Annotated in this window: 17 protein-coding genes and 1 tRNA gene; 8 read left to right on the top strand and 10 right to left on the bottom strand. The window is 66.0% G+C overall.

Going from position 1 to position 17,415, the window contains the following annotated elements:
- Positions 1–7: 7 nt before the first annotated feature.
- From HTY53_RS21720 to HTY53_RS21695, 6 genes are all read left to right on the top strand, one after another.
- A complete protein-coding gene (locus HTY53_RS21720) occupies positions 8–1,393 on the top strand; it encodes a M16 family metallopeptidase (protein WP_174108645.1) in 1,386 nt (461 codons plus the stop codon).
- A 136-nt stretch (positions 1,394–1,529) separates the two neighbouring features.
- Positions 1,530–2,189: a 16S rRNA (guanine(966)-N(2))-methyltransferase RsmD gene (rsmD, locus tag HTY53_RS21715; RefSeq protein WP_217435705.1), complete on the top strand. Its 660-nt coding sequence runs from the start codon at positions 1,530–1,532 to the stop codon at positions 2,187–2,189.
- A 210-nt stretch (positions 2,190–2,399) separates the two neighbouring features.
- Positions 2,400–2,885, top strand: coding sequence for a pantetheine-phosphate adenylyltransferase (gene coaD, locus HTY53_RS21710; RefSeq protein WP_144831552.1), 486 nt, complete (start codon positions 2,400–2,402; stop codon positions 2,883–2,885).
- A gap of 168 nt (positions 2,886–3,053) precedes the next feature.
- The gene (locus HTY53_RS21705; protein WP_174108643.1) at positions 3,054–3,314 is read left to right on the top strand and encodes a YfhL family 4Fe-4S dicluster ferredoxin; all 261 of its coding nucleotides are present in this window, start codon (positions 3,054–3,056) and stop codon (positions 3,312–3,314) included.
- Between the two features lie 85 nt (positions 3,315–3,399).
- The gene (locus HTY53_RS21700; RefSeq protein WP_174108641.1) at positions 3,400–4,782 is read left to right on the top strand and encodes a hypothetical protein; all 1,383 of its coding nucleotides are present in this window, start codon (positions 3,400–3,402) and stop codon (positions 4,780–4,782) included.
- Positions 4,783–4,889: 107 nt separating this feature from the next.
- Positions 4,890–6,485: a hypothetical protein gene (locus HTY53_RS21695; protein WP_174108639.1), complete on the top strand. Its 1,596-nt coding sequence runs from the start codon at positions 4,890–4,892 to the stop codon at positions 6,483–6,485.
- 60 nt (positions 6,486–6,545) lie between these two features.
- Here the strand turns inward: HTY53_RS21695 and pth are convergent, their stop codons facing one another.
- The 7 genes from pth to HTY53_RS21660 form a co-directional block, all read right to left on the bottom strand.
- Complete coding sequence (gene pth, locus HTY53_RS21690; protein ID WP_174108637.1) at positions 6,546–7,136, bottom strand: aminoacyl-tRNA hydrolase; 591 nt, start codon at positions 7,134–7,136, stop codon at positions 6,546–6,548.
- A 158-nt stretch (positions 7,137–7,294) separates the two neighbouring features.
- Entirely contained in the window at positions 7,295–7,906 is a 612-nt protein-coding gene (locus tag HTY53_RS21685) for a 50S ribosomal protein L25/general stress protein Ctc (protein WP_174108635.1), read from the bottom strand.
- Positions 7,907–8,053: 147 nt separating this feature from the next.
- Positions 8,054–9,007, bottom strand: coding sequence for a ribose-phosphate pyrophosphokinase (locus HTY53_RS21680; protein ID WP_174108633.1), 954 nt, complete (start codon positions 9,005–9,007; stop codon positions 8,054–8,056).
- A 79-nt stretch (positions 9,008–9,086) separates the two neighbouring features.
- Positions 9,087–9,163 (bottom strand) — tRNA-Gln (locus HTY53_RS21675).
- 58 nt (positions 9,164–9,221) lie between these two features.
- Positions 9,222–10,094: a 4-(cytidine 5'-diphospho)-2-C-methyl-D-erythritol kinase gene (ispE, locus tag HTY53_RS21670; protein ID WP_174108631.1), complete on the bottom strand. Its 873-nt coding sequence runs from the start codon at positions 10,092–10,094 to the stop codon at positions 9,222–9,224.
- Positions 10,095–10,196: 102 nt separating this feature from the next.
- A complete protein-coding gene (gene lolB, locus HTY53_RS21665) occupies positions 10,197–10,805 on the bottom strand; it encodes a lipoprotein insertase outer membrane protein LolB (RefSeq protein WP_174108629.1) in 609 nt (202 codons plus the stop codon).
- A gap of 135 nt (positions 10,806–10,940) precedes the next feature.
- Positions 10,941–12,905 (bottom strand): tetratricopeptide repeat protein, encoded by a 1,965-nt coding sequence (locus tag HTY53_RS21660; protein WP_174108628.1) that lies wholly within the window; start codon positions 12,903–12,905, stop codon positions 10,941–10,943.
- Between the two features lie 135 nt (positions 12,906–13,040).
- Between HTY53_RS21660 and mutM the strand changes: the two genes are divergently transcribed.
- Positions 13,041–13,931: a bifunctional DNA-formamidopyrimidine glycosylase/DNA-(apurinic or apyrimidinic site) lyase gene (mutM, locus tag HTY53_RS21655; protein WP_174108626.1), complete on the top strand. Its 891-nt coding sequence runs from the start codon at positions 13,041–13,043 to the stop codon at positions 13,929–13,931.
- Positions 13,932–13,983: 52 nt separating this feature from the next.
- On the top strand, positions 13,984–15,198 hold the full coding sequence (gene mutY / locus HTY53_RS21650) for an A/G-specific adenine glycosylase (RefSeq protein ID WP_254600063.1): 1,215 nt from the start codon (positions 13,984–13,986) through the stop codon (positions 15,196–15,198).
- Positions 15,199–15,235: 37 nt separating this feature from the next.
- Here mutY and HTY53_RS21645 read toward each other — a convergent pair whose 3' ends face one another.
- The 3 genes from HTY53_RS21645 to HTY53_RS21635 all read right to left on the bottom strand — a co-directional run bounded on the left by HTY53_RS21645 (position 15,236) and on the right by HTY53_RS21635 (position 17,364).
- Positions 15,236–15,889, bottom strand: a complete 654-nt coding sequence (locus tag HTY53_RS21645) for an LON peptidase substrate-binding domain-containing protein (protein ID WP_174108624.1) — start codon at positions 15,887–15,889, stop codon at positions 15,236–15,238.
- 87 nt (positions 15,890–15,976) lie between these two features.
- The gene (gene rapZ, locus HTY53_RS21640; RefSeq protein WP_174108622.1) at positions 15,977–16,858 is read right to left on the bottom strand and encodes an RNase adapter RapZ; all 882 of its coding nucleotides are present in this window, start codon (positions 16,856–16,858) and stop codon (positions 15,977–15,979) included.
- Positions 16,859–17,073: 215 nt separating this feature from the next.
- Entirely contained in the window at positions 17,074–17,364 is a 291-nt protein-coding gene (locus tag HTY53_RS21635; protein ID WP_174108620.1) for a PsiF family protein, read from the bottom strand.
- Positions 17,365–17,415: the final 51 nt, after the last annotated feature.

Below are 17,415 nucleotides of genomic sequence, written 5' to 3'. Positions count from 1 at the left end.
GTTCGCCATGGATTCGCTCCCGTTTTCCCGTCCCTCGGCCCGGCTGCGCAAAGCGCTGGTCGCCGCCGCCGGCCTGCTGGCCGGTCTGGGCGCCGCCACCGCGCAGGCCGCCATCCCCATCGAACACTGGACCGCGTCGACCGGTGCCCGCGTCTATTTCGTCCGCAGCCCGTCGATTCCGATGCTCGACATCAACGTCGACTTCGACGCCGGCAGCCGCTATGACCCGGCGGGCAAGGCCGGACTGGCGGCGCTGACCGCGGCGCTGCTCGACAAGGGCACCGGCGCCGTCGATGGCCAGCCGGCGCGCGACGAGGCGCAGATCGCCGATGCCTTCGCCGATACCGGCGCCAGCTTCGGCGGCGCGGCAGGCGGCGACCGCGGCGGCATCGGCCTGCGCACGCTGACCTCCAACCCGGAGCTGACGCAGTCGGTGACGCTGGCCGCGCAGCTGGTCAAGGCGCCGACCTTCCCCGAGGCCGTGGTGGCGCGCGAGAAGGAGCGCATGATCGCGGCGATCCGCGAGGGCGATACGCGCCCGGGCGTGATTGCCGACAAGCTGCTGTCGAAGGCCATCTACCCTAACCATCCGTATGGCATGTCGGCGACCGCGGAGTCGGTCGCGTCGGTCACGCGCGCCGATCTGGAACGCTTCTGGCGCGACAACTACGCGGCCTCGCGTGCGGTGGTCACGCTGATCGGCGCGATCGACCGCCGCCAGGCCGAGCAGATCGCCGAACTGCTGACGCGCGGCCTGCCCAACGGCGCCGCGCCGCCGGCGATGCCGCCGGTCAAGATGGACATCGGCGCCAGCGTACAACGCGTTCCGCACCCGGCGCAGCAGGCCACCGTGGTGCTGGGGCAGCCCGCCATCGCCCGCGGCGATCCCGACTATTTCGCGCTGCTGGTCGGCAACTATGTGCTCGGCGGCGGCGGCTTCAGCTCGCGGCTGACCGAGGAGGTGCGCGAGAAGCGCGGCCTGACCTACGGCGTCGACAGCTATTTCGCCCCGTCCAAGCAGCCCGGCCCGTTCGGCATCGGCCTGCAGACCAGCAAGGCGCAGACCGACGAGGCGCTCGCGCTGGTGCGGCAGGTGCTCAAGCGCTTCGTCGAGGACGGGCCGACCGAGGCCGAGCTGAAGGCGGCCAAGGACAATCTGATCAACGGCTTCCCGCTGCGGATCGACAGCAACCGCAAGCTGCTGACCAACGTCGCCAATATCGGGTGGTACGGCCTGCCGCTGGACTATCTCGATACCTGGACCGCGCAGATCGCCAAGGTCGACCGTCAGCACGTCCGGCAGGCCTTCCAGCGCCATGTCCGCCCCGACGCGATGGCGACCGTGATCGTTGGCGGGCCCACCGGCGGCGCGCCGACCGCGGCGGCCCGCTGAGCCCGCGGGCGACTCCCGCTGGCGTTGGTTTGACGCCGGCCGGGGCGCGGCGCAAGGTGCGCTGGCGCGCATAGCGGTCCGGTGATGCCGGCGCGGTAGCGGCAGCGCAGACCGCGCCAGGCTCTACAATCACGGAATGAGTCCGCGTTCCCCCTCTCCGCAGCCCGCCGCCGCCGGGCGCAGCCAGACCGCGCCCCGTGGGCGCGTCCCCTCGTTCTCCTCCCGCCAGGCCCCCGCGCAGGTGCGCATCATCGGGGGCAGATGGAAGCGCACGCCGCTGCCCGTGCTCGATGCCGAAGGCCTGCGGCCCACGCCGGACCGCGTCCGCGAGACGCTGTTCAACTGGCTGGGCCAGGACCTGAGCGGCCAGCGCTGCCTGGATCTGTTCGCCGGCTCCGGCGCGCTGGGCTTCGAGGCCGCCTCGCGCGGCGCCGCCCATGTCACGATGGTCGAGGCCAATCCGCGCGTGGTACGGCAGTTGCGCGAGAACCAGGACCGGCTCGGCGCCGAGCAGATCCAGGTCATTCAAGGTGATGCCTTCGCCATCGCGGCGCAGATGCCGGCCGCCAGCTTCGACGTGGTCTTTCTCGACCCCCCGTTTGCCGAGGACTGGATCGGCCCGGCGCTGGTCCATGCCGAGCGGCTGACTCACGCGGCGGGCCTGGTCTATGTCGAATCGGAAAGTCCCTTGCATGGCGCCGATGCGCCGGTGCCCGCCTCGCTCGAAATCGTGCGCCACGCGCGTGCCGGCGCCGTCCATTTCCACCTGCTGCGCCATCGCGGCGCGGCCGACTGAATCCCGGCGCTGGCGCTTCGCGCGCCAGTGCGCGATGATCGCCCAAGGCGCTCCCGCCGGCTCGGCGCGGCGGCTTTCAAGCCGTGCATTTAGGGGTACACTACGCCGCTGTCGCCAACGCTCGCCTGGCGGCATCGGCGCAAGCCGGCTGCAAAGCCGGTGCCGGTGCGGCTTGCCGATTCACGGCAGCGGGCAGAACAAGGAGGAAGCATGGTCGTCGCGGTCTATCCCGGCACGTTCGATCCATTGACCCGGGGACACGAGGATCTGGTGCGCAGGGCGTCCAATATCTTCGATGAGCTGGTGGTCGGAGTCGCCCATAGCCCCAACAAGCGCCCCTTCTTTTCGCTGGAGGAGCGCATCGGCATCGCCAAGGAAGTGCTGGGCCACTATCCGAATGTGCGCGTTGACGGCTTCTCGGGCCTGCTGAAGGATTTCGTGCGCAAGAACAATGCGCGCGTGATCGTGCGCGGCCTGCGCGCCGTGTCGGACTTCGAGTACGAGTTCCAGATGGCCGGCATGAACCGCTATCTGCTGCCGGACGTCGAAACGATGTTCCTGACCCCGTCCGACCAATACCAGTTCATCTCGGGCACTTTCGTGCGCGAGATCGCGGTGCTGGGCGGCGACGTCAGCAAGTTCGTGTTCCCTTCGGTCGAGCGCTGGCTCAAGGAAAAGATCGGCAAGGGCGGCTGAGCGCTCGGTCTCGATCGCGAGCGCCCCGGCCCAAGGCCGGCCTCGGCGTGCCGGCCCGAAAACGCCTAGAATACGGGCTTCGGAAACCGTCAGGACGCGGCCAGTCGGGCGCGGGCGGGCTCCGGCGGCCGATCGCGCGGCGATGGCCGGACAGCAGAAGGAAACACCATGGCGCTGATGATCACCGACGATTGCATCAACTGCGACGTTTGTGAGCCCGAGTGCCCGAACGAAGCAATTTCGATGGGGCCGGAAATCTACGAGATCGACCCCAACAAATGCACCGAGTGCGTCGGCCATTTTGACGAGCCGCAATGCCAGCAGGTGTGCCCCGTCGCTTGCATCCCACGCGACCCGAACCGGGTCGAGACGCCTGAGGTGCTGATGCAGCGCTACCGGCTGCTGACTGCCGCGAAGCACGCTGCCTGAGGCGGCGCGGCGCCCGGACGGCGCCGCAGCCGCTCCCTGACAAGGCGTACAAGGAAACCCCGCTATCGGCGATAGCGGGGTTTTTTTGCGTCGCTCGCAATACTTTTCCGTTGCCTACCCCGCACAAATCCACATCCACCACCCAAGTTGCAACCAAAAGCTGTCGAACCGCAAAGTTTTGTTAAGCGGCAACACCGGCGACCATGCGACCGTGCACGGCATTCCTACAGCTCGGGAGAGCGCCATGCCGCAAGTCTGTACCGAGGGTTATCCACGCCCGGCGTTTCCGGGTATCAGCGCCTATGAAATGGCATCGTTCGGTCGGTCCGAGGGCCGACTTGGCGTGGACGGTTCCACCATCGCCTTGCGCGACAATCCGCATGGGGTCATGGCCGCTCTGGCCAAGGTCTTTTCGCGGACCGACGGCTCGCGGCGCACGCCGGAAGCCGAAAACAAACATATCGCGGCTTTGCCGAAGGTAGCCACCGACCGGATCTTCGTTTACCTAGCGGACCCCTTCGAACGCGCAACGCTTGCCATGACGTGCCGGCTTCTTCATAAGCAGCTCAAGCCTTACTGGCCAGAGTTTCAGTTGTTTCGGGACTTGATTGCCAGCAAGAAGAGCCTGGATTTCCGGTCGCAGTCGTCATGCATGAAGGATGTATCGCTCTTGCTCAATTTCTTCACCGGGTACCGATGGAACCGCTGGCGTGCAAGGACGATATTCGAGGAGACGCTCAAGCGGCTCGGCAAAATGTACCCTCGTATCCCGGAACGAATATTTCACGAGGCATGGCCGTTGTTCCACAAACTGACGGACAGTACCAAGCTAGAGGTTCTGCACAGCGTATTCCAACATGCCATGGCCCGTTCTCCATATTGGGCCATCACGTTGCTAAATGAGTTCGCGCGTCGCGGGGCTTGTGCAGGAGTGGGGGCGGACTTCCACGACGCGCTGCTTCGCTACGCAACGCCGCTTTTGCTTGACGCGGACACCGCGAAGGAAGCCGAGCCGCTGCTGGGTGCCATCGCACAGGCACAGAGGCTAGGTGGCGACGATTCGAGGCGACGGGATGAGGCGAGATGGAAACAGATCCTGGAGTTGATTCCACCATCGACGCCCATCAAATCCGCTGCTGTACTTGGATTGGCCAATACTGCTGTCGTTATTCAACGACGCTGGGAAAAGCACGGCAAAGATCCGAAGTATGGCTTCCCGGCTGTAGAAATCATGCGGAATCGATTTAGTGGATTTCCCTCGTCCGCGGCGATAAGCGAATCCACAATCCCTATATATTCTACGGAGGAAAGGGAGATAGATAACCGGCGCCTATTGCGATACATGACTACTCCGCGATATGCGGTGGATCGGGCCCGCAGGGATCGCCGGCACCAGAAAATCGTTGCCACCATGTATGCGCGTACCGTTGTTCCGTACTTCGAAACCGCCGGTGGTGGTGGCTCTTGACAATAAAAAAGGCATTCCAACGGCGTTGTAGCTTAACAAATGCCGGATAGTAGTCCGGGTCCGACAGAATGCTCGTCGTATCAAGCAGACCTAGGAGGAGACGATCCATGGGAAGCGTGCGCGGCCATGTTACCTATGTGAGCTGGCTTGCCGACCGGCATGGAGTTTTGCCGGGAGAGCGGCGGTTGGCCTTTGCCAATGCAGGTTTGTATTACGGCTGGAGCAGCATTGCTCTGTATAGAGTTGGCGCGTTCATAGACTCCATCACAGCCTTCTTCCGCGCTAATCCATCGTCGGCGCTTCTTACCACCCGATTCACCGCGGAGGGCACCAGGCATACCGTTTCCCAGGTCGGAATCGCGCTGGGCAGCGTGGCATCGTTCGCCGAAATGATCATAACGTCCGTGGTTTTCGCGCAGCACGCTAACCGGCGTCAGTGCACTGGTCGGCAAATCGACGATAACGGGGAGGGGCATGAGGCATTTGCAAACTACGTCCGGTGCCGGAAATCAGACGTCCAAAAAACAAAGCTGAAAGGTGCAGTTGCGAGCGAAGGTCTCGAGCCGGATACCGAGGTGCACGATGCATGTTCTGCCGACCGCGGCATTTCCATCGCGCAGTCTTCAACGGGCGGGCGGGTGAAAGAAAAGCCGACACTGGAATTGGCGGTTAGCTACCTGGAATATGAAACCGCGCAGATAGATCATCGCAAGGCCGGCAATACCCTGAAGCATTCCTCTGTCATGTTCGCCCGTGACGGCATCCTGCAAGGCGGTGGCGTCGGCTGCAATCTGGCGTTGCTTTGGGACAGCTTTAAGGTCAGCGAGCTATTGCACCTTGCCGCAGTGCCGATTAACGCTACGGCGACTGCCATCTGCGGTTTTGCCTTCAGTCTCGGTTGCGGCGCGCTCCATATCGTCGCGGGCGCCTTGCGGTGGCATGACGGGCTGAAGAAGCTGGCTGCGGCGAGCGGCGCCTTGGAAGCCATCAATACCGCCAAAGAACGACTCAAGGACGCAAAGAATAGCCAGCAAGCCGAGCTCGCAAATGCCGGCCGGCTTGCAGAGTCTTTGCTCAGGCATGCCGAGCACAACGAAATTCGTGGCAGGGACGACGCCAAGAGCCAGATTCGCGTCGGTAAATGGCGGATATCCTATGGCGCCGCGGCGATGACGGTCGGCGCGGTTTCTCTCGCCCTGTTCCTTGTCGTGGGTGGGGTCTCGACCGGCGGTATTCTGTTCGGCATTGTCGGCGGCCTGGCATTGGCCGGTTGGACGCTGTATGCCGGAATTCGGAATCGCAATTCTGCGAAATCCATCCAGGCGGCGATCGACAAGGGAAACAATCAGGCCGCTGCGTCGGGAGAGGGCGGGCCGAAGGACAACAAGTTGCCTCCGCTTGACGACGTCATCGATCAAGCGGTCCGAATGCTGGACAGGACCGGCGGGACTGATGCCAGCGCGCGACGGCTGATCAAGCACACCTTGAAACAGATCGGATTGACCCGGGAAGATCTTTGGCCACTGCGTTTTTGCTCGTTCGATGCGGATGTCAAGGACCCCATCGTCGAGGAGTTGAAGATCAAAATCCGCAATCTCGTAGATGGCGATGGTATTCGGTGCGCCGTAGAAAACGGATTGCAACGTCGTCCTCAAGCGAAGCCTGCCGCAGAAGAAGCCGAACCGGTCGCAATAGCCGTTTGAACCGCTCTATGGCCGGTGCTGGACCGCCACAGTTATTGGAGCAGCGTCACCATCCAGCCGTCATTTAGCCGAATGCAACTGCATCATCGCCCGCTCCGCCTCTCCCTTGGCCAGCAGGGACAAAGGCGCCACGCTGCGGTCGATCGCTTCGTCGATCGCCTGCTGCTCCTCGCGGCGCGGCGGCTTGAGCACGAAGTTGACGACGTCTTCCCGATCGGCGGCGCCGCCGGCGTTGCGCGGATGACCGACGCCGATGCGCAGGCGCCAGTAATCCGGCGTCGATAGATGCGCCGAAATGTCCTTCAAACCGTTGTGCCCGCCGGAGCCACCGCCGCGCTTGAGCTTGACCGCGCCGGCCGGCAGATCCATCTCGTCGTGCGCGACCAGAATCTCGTCCGGCAGGATCTTGTAGAAGCGGGCCAGCGAAACCACTGCCAGGCCCGAGCGGTTCATGAAGGTCGACGGCTTCAGCAGCCAGATATCCTGATCCCAAAGGCGCGCGCGCGCCGCCAGCCCATGGAAGCGGCCTTCCACGCGCGGCGCGGCGCCGGCCATGCGGGCCAGCTGGTCGATCAGCCAGAAGCCGGCATTATGCCGGGTGGCTTCGTATTCCGCCCCGGGATTACCGAGGCCGACGATGAGCTTGATCATGGTGCAAACGGGTTCGGGGGCGGGCACGCACGCAGCCATTCCGGCGCGCCGCAGCAGGCAAGCATACGCGAAAAAAAACCGCCGGACGAACCGGCGGTCTTTGTGGCAGCGCCTGTCGATACGACAGTGCCGCCCGGTCAGCCGAGGGCTGGTGCCGATCAGGCAGCCGGCGTTTCGCCTTCGCCTTCGCTGGCCGCTTCCGACACGCCGCCGGCCGGCAGCGCAACGGTCGCCACGGCGGGGTTGTCGTCGCCGTGCGTGATGGGGGTCACGCCCTTCGGCAGCTTCAGGTCCGACAGGTGAACGGTCTGGCCCAGTTCGACCGCGCCCATGTCCACTTCGATGAATTCCGGCAGGTCGCCCGGCAGGCACGACACTTCCAGTTCATTCAGGATGTGGTTGATGATGCCGTGGCCCAGCTTCACGCCAGGAGCGGTTTCCTGGTTCATGAAGTGCAGCGGCACCTTGACGTGGATCTTCTCGGTGGCCGACACGCGCTGGAAGTCGACATGCAGCACCAGCGGCTTGAACGGGTGCATCTGGAAGGCGCGCAGCAGGGCCTTCTCGCTCGTGCCGCCCACTTCCAGGTCGAGGATCGACGAGTGGAAGGCTTCCTTCTTCAGCGCGTGGAACAGCGCGTTGTGATCGAGCTCGATCATCTTCGGTTCGGCGGCGCCGCCGTAGATGATGCCGGGGGTCTTGCCGGCGTTGCGCAGGCGGCGGCTCGCACCCGTACCCTGTACGCTACGCTCGAAAGCGATGACTTTCATTGTGGACTCCAAAAAGTAAGAGGGCTGCCCGCGACCAGACAGCCCGATGAATCGGCGCCAGGTACGGTGACCGGGCGCCTCTGCATCGCATCGCCGCTTGCGGACAAGCCGGCGGACGCGATAAAGCCTTGAATTCTAACAGGAAGCTCAGGAATCGGCGAACAGCGACATGATCGAGTCGCCCTTGACGATCCGGGTGAACGTCTCGGCCAGCAGCGAGGCGGTCGACAGCTGGCGGATCTTGCCGGTCTGGCGCGCATCGTCGCGCAGCGGAATGGTGTCGCAGACCACCACTTCGTCCAGCGCCGACTCGGCGATGCGGGCGGCCGCGCCGCCGGACAGGACCGGGTGGGTACAGTAGGCGAACACCTTTTGTGCGCCGCGTTCCTTGAGCACCTGGGCGGCCTTGCACAGCGTGCCGCCGGTGTCGATCATGTCGTCCATGATCACGCAGTTGCGGCCGTCGACCTCACCGATGATGTTCATCACCTCGGCCACATTGGCCTTGGGACGGCGCTTGTCGATGATGGCCAGGTCGCAGTTCAGCTGCTTGGCCAGCGCACGGGCACGCACCACGCCGCCGACGTCCGGGGAGACCACCAGCAGATCGCCGTAGTTCTTTTCGCGCAGATCGCCCAGCAGCACCGGGGAGGCGTAGATGTTGTCGACCGGGATATCGAAGAAGCCCTGGATCTGGTCGGCGTGCAGGTCCATCGTCAGTACGCGCTCGACGCCGGCCACTTCCAGCATGTTGGCAACCACCTTGGCCGAGATCGCGACGCGCGCCGAGCGCGGGCGGCGGTCCTGGCGGGCATAGCCGAAGTAGGGCATGGCGGCGGTGATGCTGCGTGCCGAGGCGCGCTTGAGCGCGTCGACCATCACCATCAGTTCCATCAGGTTGTCGTTGGTCGGCTGGCAGGTGGACTGCAGCACGATCACGTGCTTGCCGCGGACATTTTCCTGGATCTCGACCTGGACTTCGCCATCGGAGAATCGTCCCACCAGCGCCTTGCCCAACGGAATGCCGAGGTGCTGCACGACAGCCTCCGCGAGTTTGGGGTTGGCGTTGCCGGTGAATACCATCAAGCCGTCGCTACTCATGAGGGGCACCTGTCTTGCTGCTGGGGGATGGTCGCCGGCGCTGCCGGCGACGGATTCTGCAGATCTGCGAGGAATGTAATGGCAGGGGAGGAAGGATTCGAACCCTCGAATGCCGGAATCAAAATCCGGTGCCTTAACCGACTTGGCGACTCCCCTACACAACCGGGACCGTTCTTCGTTGCACCGACAGCGCACAACGCCGAACGAAAACTTGCTATGCGAATGCTGCGAGCGGATGGCGCGACAAGCTTCTCACGCATCTGCCGTCCCATTCGGGAGGCAACCGGTCGAGTACCTGTTGCGCAGTTTGCGCGTCAGTATAGCGCGCGAACACACAGGCACCGGAACCGGTCATCCTTGCCTCGGGACTGAACTGTTTCAGCCAGGCAAGGGCTCGGGCAACTTCGCCGAACTTCGCTGTTGCTATCGCTTCCAGATCGTTGCGACCGAAACCGAATTTGTTTGTGCAAGCAGCGAAGTCCGCAATTATGGAGATAGGCGTATTCCTTGTCAAGCGTTCGTCGGAAAAAATCGCAGCGGTCGGCACATGCTGACGTGGATGAATGACGACGAACCAGCTGTCGGGCAGATCCACCGCGGCCAGCTCCTCGCCGATGCCTTGCGCGAAGGCGTTCTGCCCGAACACGAAGAAGGGCACGTCGGCACCCAGGCTCAGGCCGATCCGCATCAATTGCTGGCGCGACAGGTCCAGCCCCCACAGGCGGTTCAGCGCCAGCAGCGTGGTAGCGGCGTCGGACGAGCCGCCGCCGATGCCGCCGCCCATCGGCAGCACCTTGTCCAGCGCGATCTCGACGCCGTAGCGGGTACCCGTGGCGGCCTGCAGGGCCCTGGCCGCGCGCACCACCAGATCGCTGTCGTCCGGCACGCCGGGCACGTCGGTCACGCGCAGCACCGCGCCGTCGTCGCGGCGCGCGAAATGCAGCGTGTCGCTCCAGTCGATCAGCTGGAACACGGTCTGCAGCGTGTGATAGCCATCGGCGCGCCGGCCGGTCACATGCAGGAACAGGTTCAGCTTGGCCGGAGCGGGGCAGTCGCGCAGGTGCGCGGGAGGCAGGGAGGCGGACATCGGGCCGTGACAGGTCGGAGGTCGGATGAAGTCGATCAGGTCGAACGGGATCGGAGGAATCGGACGGCGATTCGAGCGATCGATGTCCAGCGCTCAATGCAATCAATGCGAAGCGGGGGCGTCGATCACCAGCTTGACCGACATCGGACCGCCGGCGCCGTCGCGGGCCAGGTCGATCCGGCGCGGCAGCGTTTCGGCGCCGTCCGGCGCGGCCTGCCAGGCTGCGTAGCGCACGGTCCAGCCGTTCTGCGACAGCGTCTCGAGCCGGCCCTGCGCGTCGCGCGTGGCGCTGGCGGGGGCGCCCGGTGCCGGGCGCGCGCGCAGCCAGTCACGCATGCCTGCCACCGGCAACGCAAAGCCCAGGCTCTGTTCGAGCAGCGCATCGACTTCGGGCGCGTTGCGCGGCGGCTCGTTGGGCAGATCGAGCGTCGCGCCCGACGGCGTCGCGGTGACCACCGCCAGCGTCTGGCCGAGCGGCGAGATCAGGTCCAGCCGCACGTTGTTGCCCTGCTCGCGCCAATGGAAGCTGCCTTGCACGCCTTCGTCGCGTCCATAGCGGACGTAGTTGGCGGCAAAGCGCCCCGTCAGCTCGCTGGCGCGCGCACCGGCGGCGGCATCGAACTGGCGCGACGGCGTGACGCTGGCACAGGCGGCGAGCCAAAGCGGCGCGGACAGGCAAAGCAGGGTCAGGGTACGGCGGGATCGGTTCATGCGGTAAACGAAGATCGATGCCGGGTCACGGCGCGCGCGGCGGCGCGGACCGTGCCGGCCAGGGATGTCGATGGAGGCGATGAACGACGATGGACGTCGGCAGATTGCACGGTACGCGCGGCAAGCCCCGGGGCGCTACTGCGCCAATTGCACGTTGTAGCGCCGCAGCGTTTCGACCAGCGTCTCGTTGTTCGGGTCCAGCTTGACGCCTTCCTGCCAGGTCTTGCGAGCCTCGTCGCGCTCGCCCAGCTGCCACAGCACCTCGCCCAGATGCGCGGCGATCTCGGCTTCGGGCGCCTTCGCATAGGCGTCGCGCAGCAGCTTGGCGGCAGGCTGCAGCTGCCCCAGCCGGAATTTGACCCAGCCCAGGCTATCCATGATGTACGGATCGTCGGGGCCGAGCTCCGTAGCCTTCTCCAGCAGCTTCAGCGCTTCCTGCAGGCGGATGTTGCGATCGGCCAGCGAATAGCCCAGCGCGTTGTAGCCCTGCTTCTGATCCGGCTGCATCGCGATGAACTGGCGCAGCCGGCGTTCCATGCTGTCGTAGCGCTTCTCGCGCTCGTCCAGCATCGCCAGCTCGTACAGCCATTCGGCATTGTTGGGCTCGGCCTTGACGCGCTCGTCGAGCACCTTGCGCGCGCGGTCGTAGGCCTTGACTTCCATCAGCATGCCGACCTCGGCCTGGCGCACCGCCATCATGCGCTGCGCGCGCTGATCGGGATCGGCAATGTCCTCGGCGTCGGCCAGCATGTCGCCGAAGATCCCCTGCGCATCGTCGAGCCGGCCCATGCGGCCGAGCATTTGCGCGCGCTTGACCGAGGCCGCCGCGACCATGCGCTGATCTTCGATCCGGTCGAGCCACTGCACCGCGCCCGCGTAGTCCTTGCGCTCCTCGGCGATCTGCGCGAGGTATTGGTAGGCGATGTCGGGGTTGGAGCTCGGCGCCTTTTCGGCCAGCTGCAGATATTCCTGCAGATAGCGCTCGGCCTCGTCATAGCGGCGCGCCTGCAGTCCGGTCAGGCCCAGCGCCAGCGGCACGCGCGGATCGTTGGGCGCGACCTTGCGCAGCGCCTCGAACTCGCGCCGCGCCGCGTCCATCTCGTTGCGCTGCAGATAGATTCGCGCCAGCGTGATGCGGCCGTTCACCGAGGCGGGCGCCTTGTCGAGGAAGCGCTTGAGGCCGTCCATGGCCTGCTCGGGCGCGTTGTCGGCGCGCAGTTCGGCCGCCATCAGCGCTGCGGCTTCGTAGTCGGGACGCAGGCGCTGGGCTTCGTCGAGTTCGGCCAGCGCACCGGGCACGTCGCCCGCCGTTTCCTTGGCCCGCGCCAGCGCCAGCCGCGTTTCGGCCGACTGCATGTCGTTGGCGACCAGCCGCTGCAGCAGCGCGGCCGCGCCGGCCGGATCGCTGGTGCGCGACAGTTGCTGTTGCAATTGCAGGATCGCCTCGGGCCGATGGCTCGGCGGCACGCCGTTCAACTGCAGCGACAGCAGCGGTTCGGCTTCCTCCCAGCGCGCATTGAGCACCAGCAGAGTCGACAGCACCTGCCGCGCGGCGGGCGAGGTGGGCGCCAGATCGGTCCACAGGCGAGCGCCGTCCAGCGCCTGCTGCGGTACGCGCGCATTGAAGGCGATTTCGGTGGCGCGCTGTGCGAAGCGGGGATCGCGGGTCGAGCGGGCCAATTCCACATAGGTGCGGTAGGCCGGGCCGGTCAGCCCGCGCTGCATCGAAATCTCGGCGGCCAGCACGCGGTACATGATGTCGGCCGTCAGCGGCAGCTCCGGCAGCGGCATCTTGGGCGGCAGCGGCGTCGCCGGCGTCGGTTCGAGTTCGCCGTCGGTGCCCAGTATGAACATCGGCCGGTCGGTTTCGGCCCCGTCGGACTGCGACTGCGCCTGCACGCGCGGGGTATCGGCCTGGGCCGACTTGGCATCGCGCGCACTGGCGCAGCCGGTCAGCGCGCTGGCGCCCACCAGGGCCGCGGCCAGCAACGGCAGCAGGCGCCGGCGTGGCGCCGCACGGCGCGCGGTCTGCGCGGGCGGCTCGTCAGGCGGTACGTGGGAAAGGAGCAGAGCGGGAATGCGGTCCAGGCGGTCCGGCATGGATGGGACTCCGGCACGCGTCGTGCCATATGACAAGTTAGGGCCATTGTAACGTGCCGCTACAATGCCCGGCTGCGGCGCACCATGACGGACATGGCGTCTGCCGCTTGGAGTCGTGCGCAAAGGAGAGGTTCGATGCCGGAATTGCCCGAGGTCGAGGTGACCCGACGGGGACTGCTGCCGCATCTGGAGGGCAGCCGCATCGCCGGGGTGGCCGTGCGCCATCGCGGCCTGCGCTGGCCGGTGCCCGAGGAACTCGAGGCGTGCCTGCCGGGGCGCGTCATCCGGCGGATCGAGCGGCGCGGCAAGTATCTGTTGCTGGAATGCGTGCACGAGGCGGACCGTGCGGGCGGCGGCCAGGTCGAGACCGACGCGGGTAACGAGGCCGGCTGGCTGCTGATTCACCTCGGCATGACCGGCACGCTGCGCGTATGGCACGAGCCGCCCGCGCCGGGCACGCACGACCATGTCGATCTGCTGCTGCACGATACGGCCGGTCGTCCGCTGACGCTGCGTTTCCGCGATCCGCGCCGTTTCGGTGCGGTGTTGTGGACCACGCTGCCCGAAGCGCTGTTGCCTACCCATCCGCTGCTGCGCAATCTCGGTATCGAGCCGTTCGACCCAGCCTTCGACGGCGATTGGCTGTACCGCCATACGCGCGGGCGCAGCGCGGCGATCAAGACGGTGCTGCTGTCGGGCGATATCGTGGTCGGCGTGGGCAACATCTATTGCTCCGAGAGCCTGTTTCGCGCGGGAATCCGGCCGACCACCGCCGCCGGCCGGCTGTCGCGGCCCCGGTGCGACAGGCTTGCCGCCGCGGTGCGCGAGACGCTGGCGCTGGCGATCGAGCGCGGTGGCAGCACGCTGCGCGATTTCGTCGGCAGCGATGGCGCCAGCGGCTATTTCCAGCTCGACTGCCTGGTCTACGATCGCGCCGGCCGGCCCTGCCGGCACTGCGCCACGCCGATCCGGCAGATCGTGCAGGGCCAGCGCTCGACTTTCTATTGCCCGCAATGCCAGCGCTGAGCGACACGACGCGCCGCCTGTGATTCAGAAACACCCACGCCCCTCGCTATCGATGCCTCGCCGTTCCACCACACGTTCCGCCACCGATCCCGCTGCCGCGGTGCTGCCTGATCCCGCCGCCGCAGTGCCGCCCGATTTCGGCGCCCGCGTGGTGCAATGGCAGCGCCAGCACGGGCGCCACGATCTGCCCTGGCAGAACACCCGCGATCCCTATCGGATCTGGCTGTCGGAGATCATGCTGCAGCAGACCCAGGTCAGCGCGGTGATCGACTACTACCAGCGCTTTCTGGCGCGGCTGCCCACCGTGCAGGCGCTGGCCGAGGCGCCCGCCGACGAGGTGATGGCCCTGTGGGCCGGGCTGGGCTACTACTCGCGCGCACGCAATCTGCATCGCTGCGCCAAGCTGGTGGTCGAGCAGTACGGCGGCCATTTCCCCTGCGATCCGGCCCTGCTGGCCGAGTTGCCCGGCATCGGGCGCTCGACCGCAGCGGCGATCGCCGCGTTCAGCGCGGGCGTGCGGGCGCCGATTCTCGACGGCAACGTCAAGCGGGTATTCGCACGCTGCTTCGGCGTGCACGGCCATCCCGGCGAGAAGGCAATCGAAAACCGGATGTGGGCGATGGCCGAGGCCGCGTTGCCGGCTCCGGGTCCGCGCCAGTCCGACGACATGGTCGCCTACACGCAGGGCCTGATGGATCTCGGTGCAACGGTCTGCACGCGCGGCAAGCCAGCCTGCCTTGACGACGCCGCGCGTTGTCCGTTGTCGGACCTGTGCGTGGCCCGGCGCGAAGGGCTGACCGCGGCCCTGCCGACGCCGAAGACGCGCGCGCCGGTGCCGGAGCGCAGCACCGTGATGGTGGTATTGCGGCATGGCCGCGAGGTACTGCTGCGGCTGCGCGCGGACAGCGGCATCTGGGGCGGATTGTGGAGCCTGCCCGAACTGCCCGTGCCGGCGCTGCCGTTCGATGCCGAACAGGCCGAGGACGATGCGCTCGCGTTCGGCCGCACCTTCGGCACCCCGGCTCGCGCCGCAATGGTCGCCGAGATGACGCATGTCTTCACCCATTTCCGGCTGCTGATCCGGGCGGTGCGGGTCGACATGGCGGCATTGGCGCTGCGCGATGCCGGCGCTGCCAGCGGTTCCGGCGACGAGGCCGCAGCGGCGCAGCAGTGGCGCTGGCTGTCGCTGGACCGGCTCGACGAGCTCGGCATGCCGGCCCCCGTGCGCAAGCTGCTTGCCGGCGAGGTGCGGCCGCAATTGTTCTGAGTTTTCTGAAGGCGCGGGCGCCAGCCCGACAGCATCGCTACAGCATATGGTGCTGGCGCATGAAGCGATGAACGATCTCGATCCGCATGCCGGCATCGGGCAGCGCCATCAGCATCTGCTTGGCCTTCATCGGCACCGGCAGCAGTTCGCACAGCCGGTTCGCGACCCAGCTCGGATCGTCCCACTGCATCGGCTCGGCAAACGGCAGCTTGTGCGGCGGCGCGTGCAGCGAGGCGACGATCCGGCGCAGTGCGGCCACGCATTCGCCCAGCAGTTCGAGCTTGCAGTCGATCACGTCGTCGGGCAGCAGTTCGGCGCGGGCGACCAGCAGTCCGTCGTCGCGCACATGGTGCTCGAGCACGCGAAAGCGCTGCCGGCCGCGCGTCTCGATCAGCAGCACGCCGAGCTGCTCCATATTGCAGTCGACGATCTCGGCCAGACAGCCGATCGGTTCGGGCACGGTCACGGTGCCCTGCTGCGCTACCTCGGTGCCGCTGGCGATCAGGCAAACGCCGAAGGACGCGTTGTCGCGCAGGCAATTGCGGACCATGTCGACATAGCGGGGTTCGAAAACGCGCAGCGGCAGCCGGCCGCCGGGAAACAGCACGGTATGGAGGGGAAACAGCGGCAGGGTGTCGACTTCGACGTGGAGCGGTGCCGCGCGACTGGGCGCTGGGGAACTGGACGACATGCGATCCCGGGAAGACTTTCGCTGACAGGGGCGGAGGCACGCGCGTTGCGCCGCCGCCGGGATCCACCGCCTGCAGGCCGGCCCGGTTCAGCTTACCGGCACCAGCTCGCGGTGTCTGACCAGCACATTACCATGCGCGCGGAAGTAGTTGGCAAGCCTTTCCGCGATATAGACCGAGCGGTGCTGCCCGCCGGTGCAACCGATCGCCACCGTCAGATAGCTGCGATTGTCGGCGACGAAGCTCGGCAGCCATTTCTCGACATAGGCGCGAATATCCTCGGCCATCGCCAGCACCATCGGCTGACTCTGCAGGAAATCGATGACCGGCGCATCGCGCCCCGTCAGCGGCCGGAGCTGCAGATCGTAGTAGGGATTCGGCAGCGACCGCACGTCGAACACCATGTCGGCGTCGCTGGGCACGCCGTGCTTGAAGCCGAACGAAGTGAACAGCAGCGTCAGCTGCAGATTGTCGTCGCGGATGAAGTCCTTGATCCACGCGCGCAGCGTATTGGTGCGCACATTGCTGGTATCGATCCGGTGCGCGGATTCGGCCAGCGGACTCAATAGCTCGCGCTCCATCTCGATCGCTTCGACCAGCGGGGTCTCGTTCAGCGCCGAGGCGCCGCCCGCTTCCCCGGCCGCCAGCCGCACCGACAGCGGATGACGCCGCCGCGTTTCGGAATAGCGTTGCACCAGCGAATCGGTATTGGCGGTCAGAAAGACGACGCGAACCTCGTGCTCGGCCGACAGGCTGCGCAGCGTCTCGGGAAGCCGCGCCAGCGATTCGCGGCTGCGGATATCGGTCGCGATACCCAGGTGCGTGTAGCCCTCGGCCGCGAGGTAGCGGGCGAGTTCGGGGATGAACTGCGCGGGCAGGTTGTCGACGCAGTAGTAGCCTGCGTCTTCAAGCACGTTCAATGCAACCGATTTGCCGGAGCCGGAAATGCCGGTGATGAGGACGATGCGCATAACCCTTGAAGGATAGCATCGCGTGATGATTGCGTCATGACGGTCCGATGAAACGGGAGCCGGGCATGCGCCAACGAGCCGCAGAAGACGCGGAAAGCGTGCGAAAGCCGCGCAAGCCCCGGGAATCGGGGCCGGCGGCAAACAAAAAAGGGGAATCGCTTGTGCTCGCGATTCGCCTTTTGTTCGCTCCGGGACAGTCCCGAATCAGCTTGCCGTCATGCGGACAGGCATTCCTTCATGAACGCCTTGCGTTCGTCGCCCTTCTTGCCGCTGGCCTGCGCATTGCACGCCTTCATCTTCTGCTGTTGGGAGTTGCCGGCGGCGGCGGGCTTGGCCGACAGGCATTCCTTCATGAAGGCCTTGCGCTCCTCGCCGGTCTTGCCGGACGCCTGCGCGTTGCACGTCTTCATCTTGCTCTGCTGGCTGTTTTCCGAGGCGGTCTGGGCAAAGGCGCCGGTGGCGACCAGAGGGCACAGCAGCACGCAGGTTGCGATCAGTGACTTCATGCTGGATTCTCCTGACTGAGGATCGGGTCGCCAAGCGCAGGATGCGCAACG

The sequence above is a fragment of the Cupriavidus gilardii genome (assembly GCF_013314895.1).
GTDB lineage: Bacteria > Pseudomonadota > Gammaproteobacteria > Burkholderiales > Burkholderiaceae > Cupriavidus > Cupriavidus gilardii_C.
The sequence above is the reverse complement of the archived record's forward strand: the minus strand, read 5'-3'. Positions and strand labels throughout refer to the sequence as shown.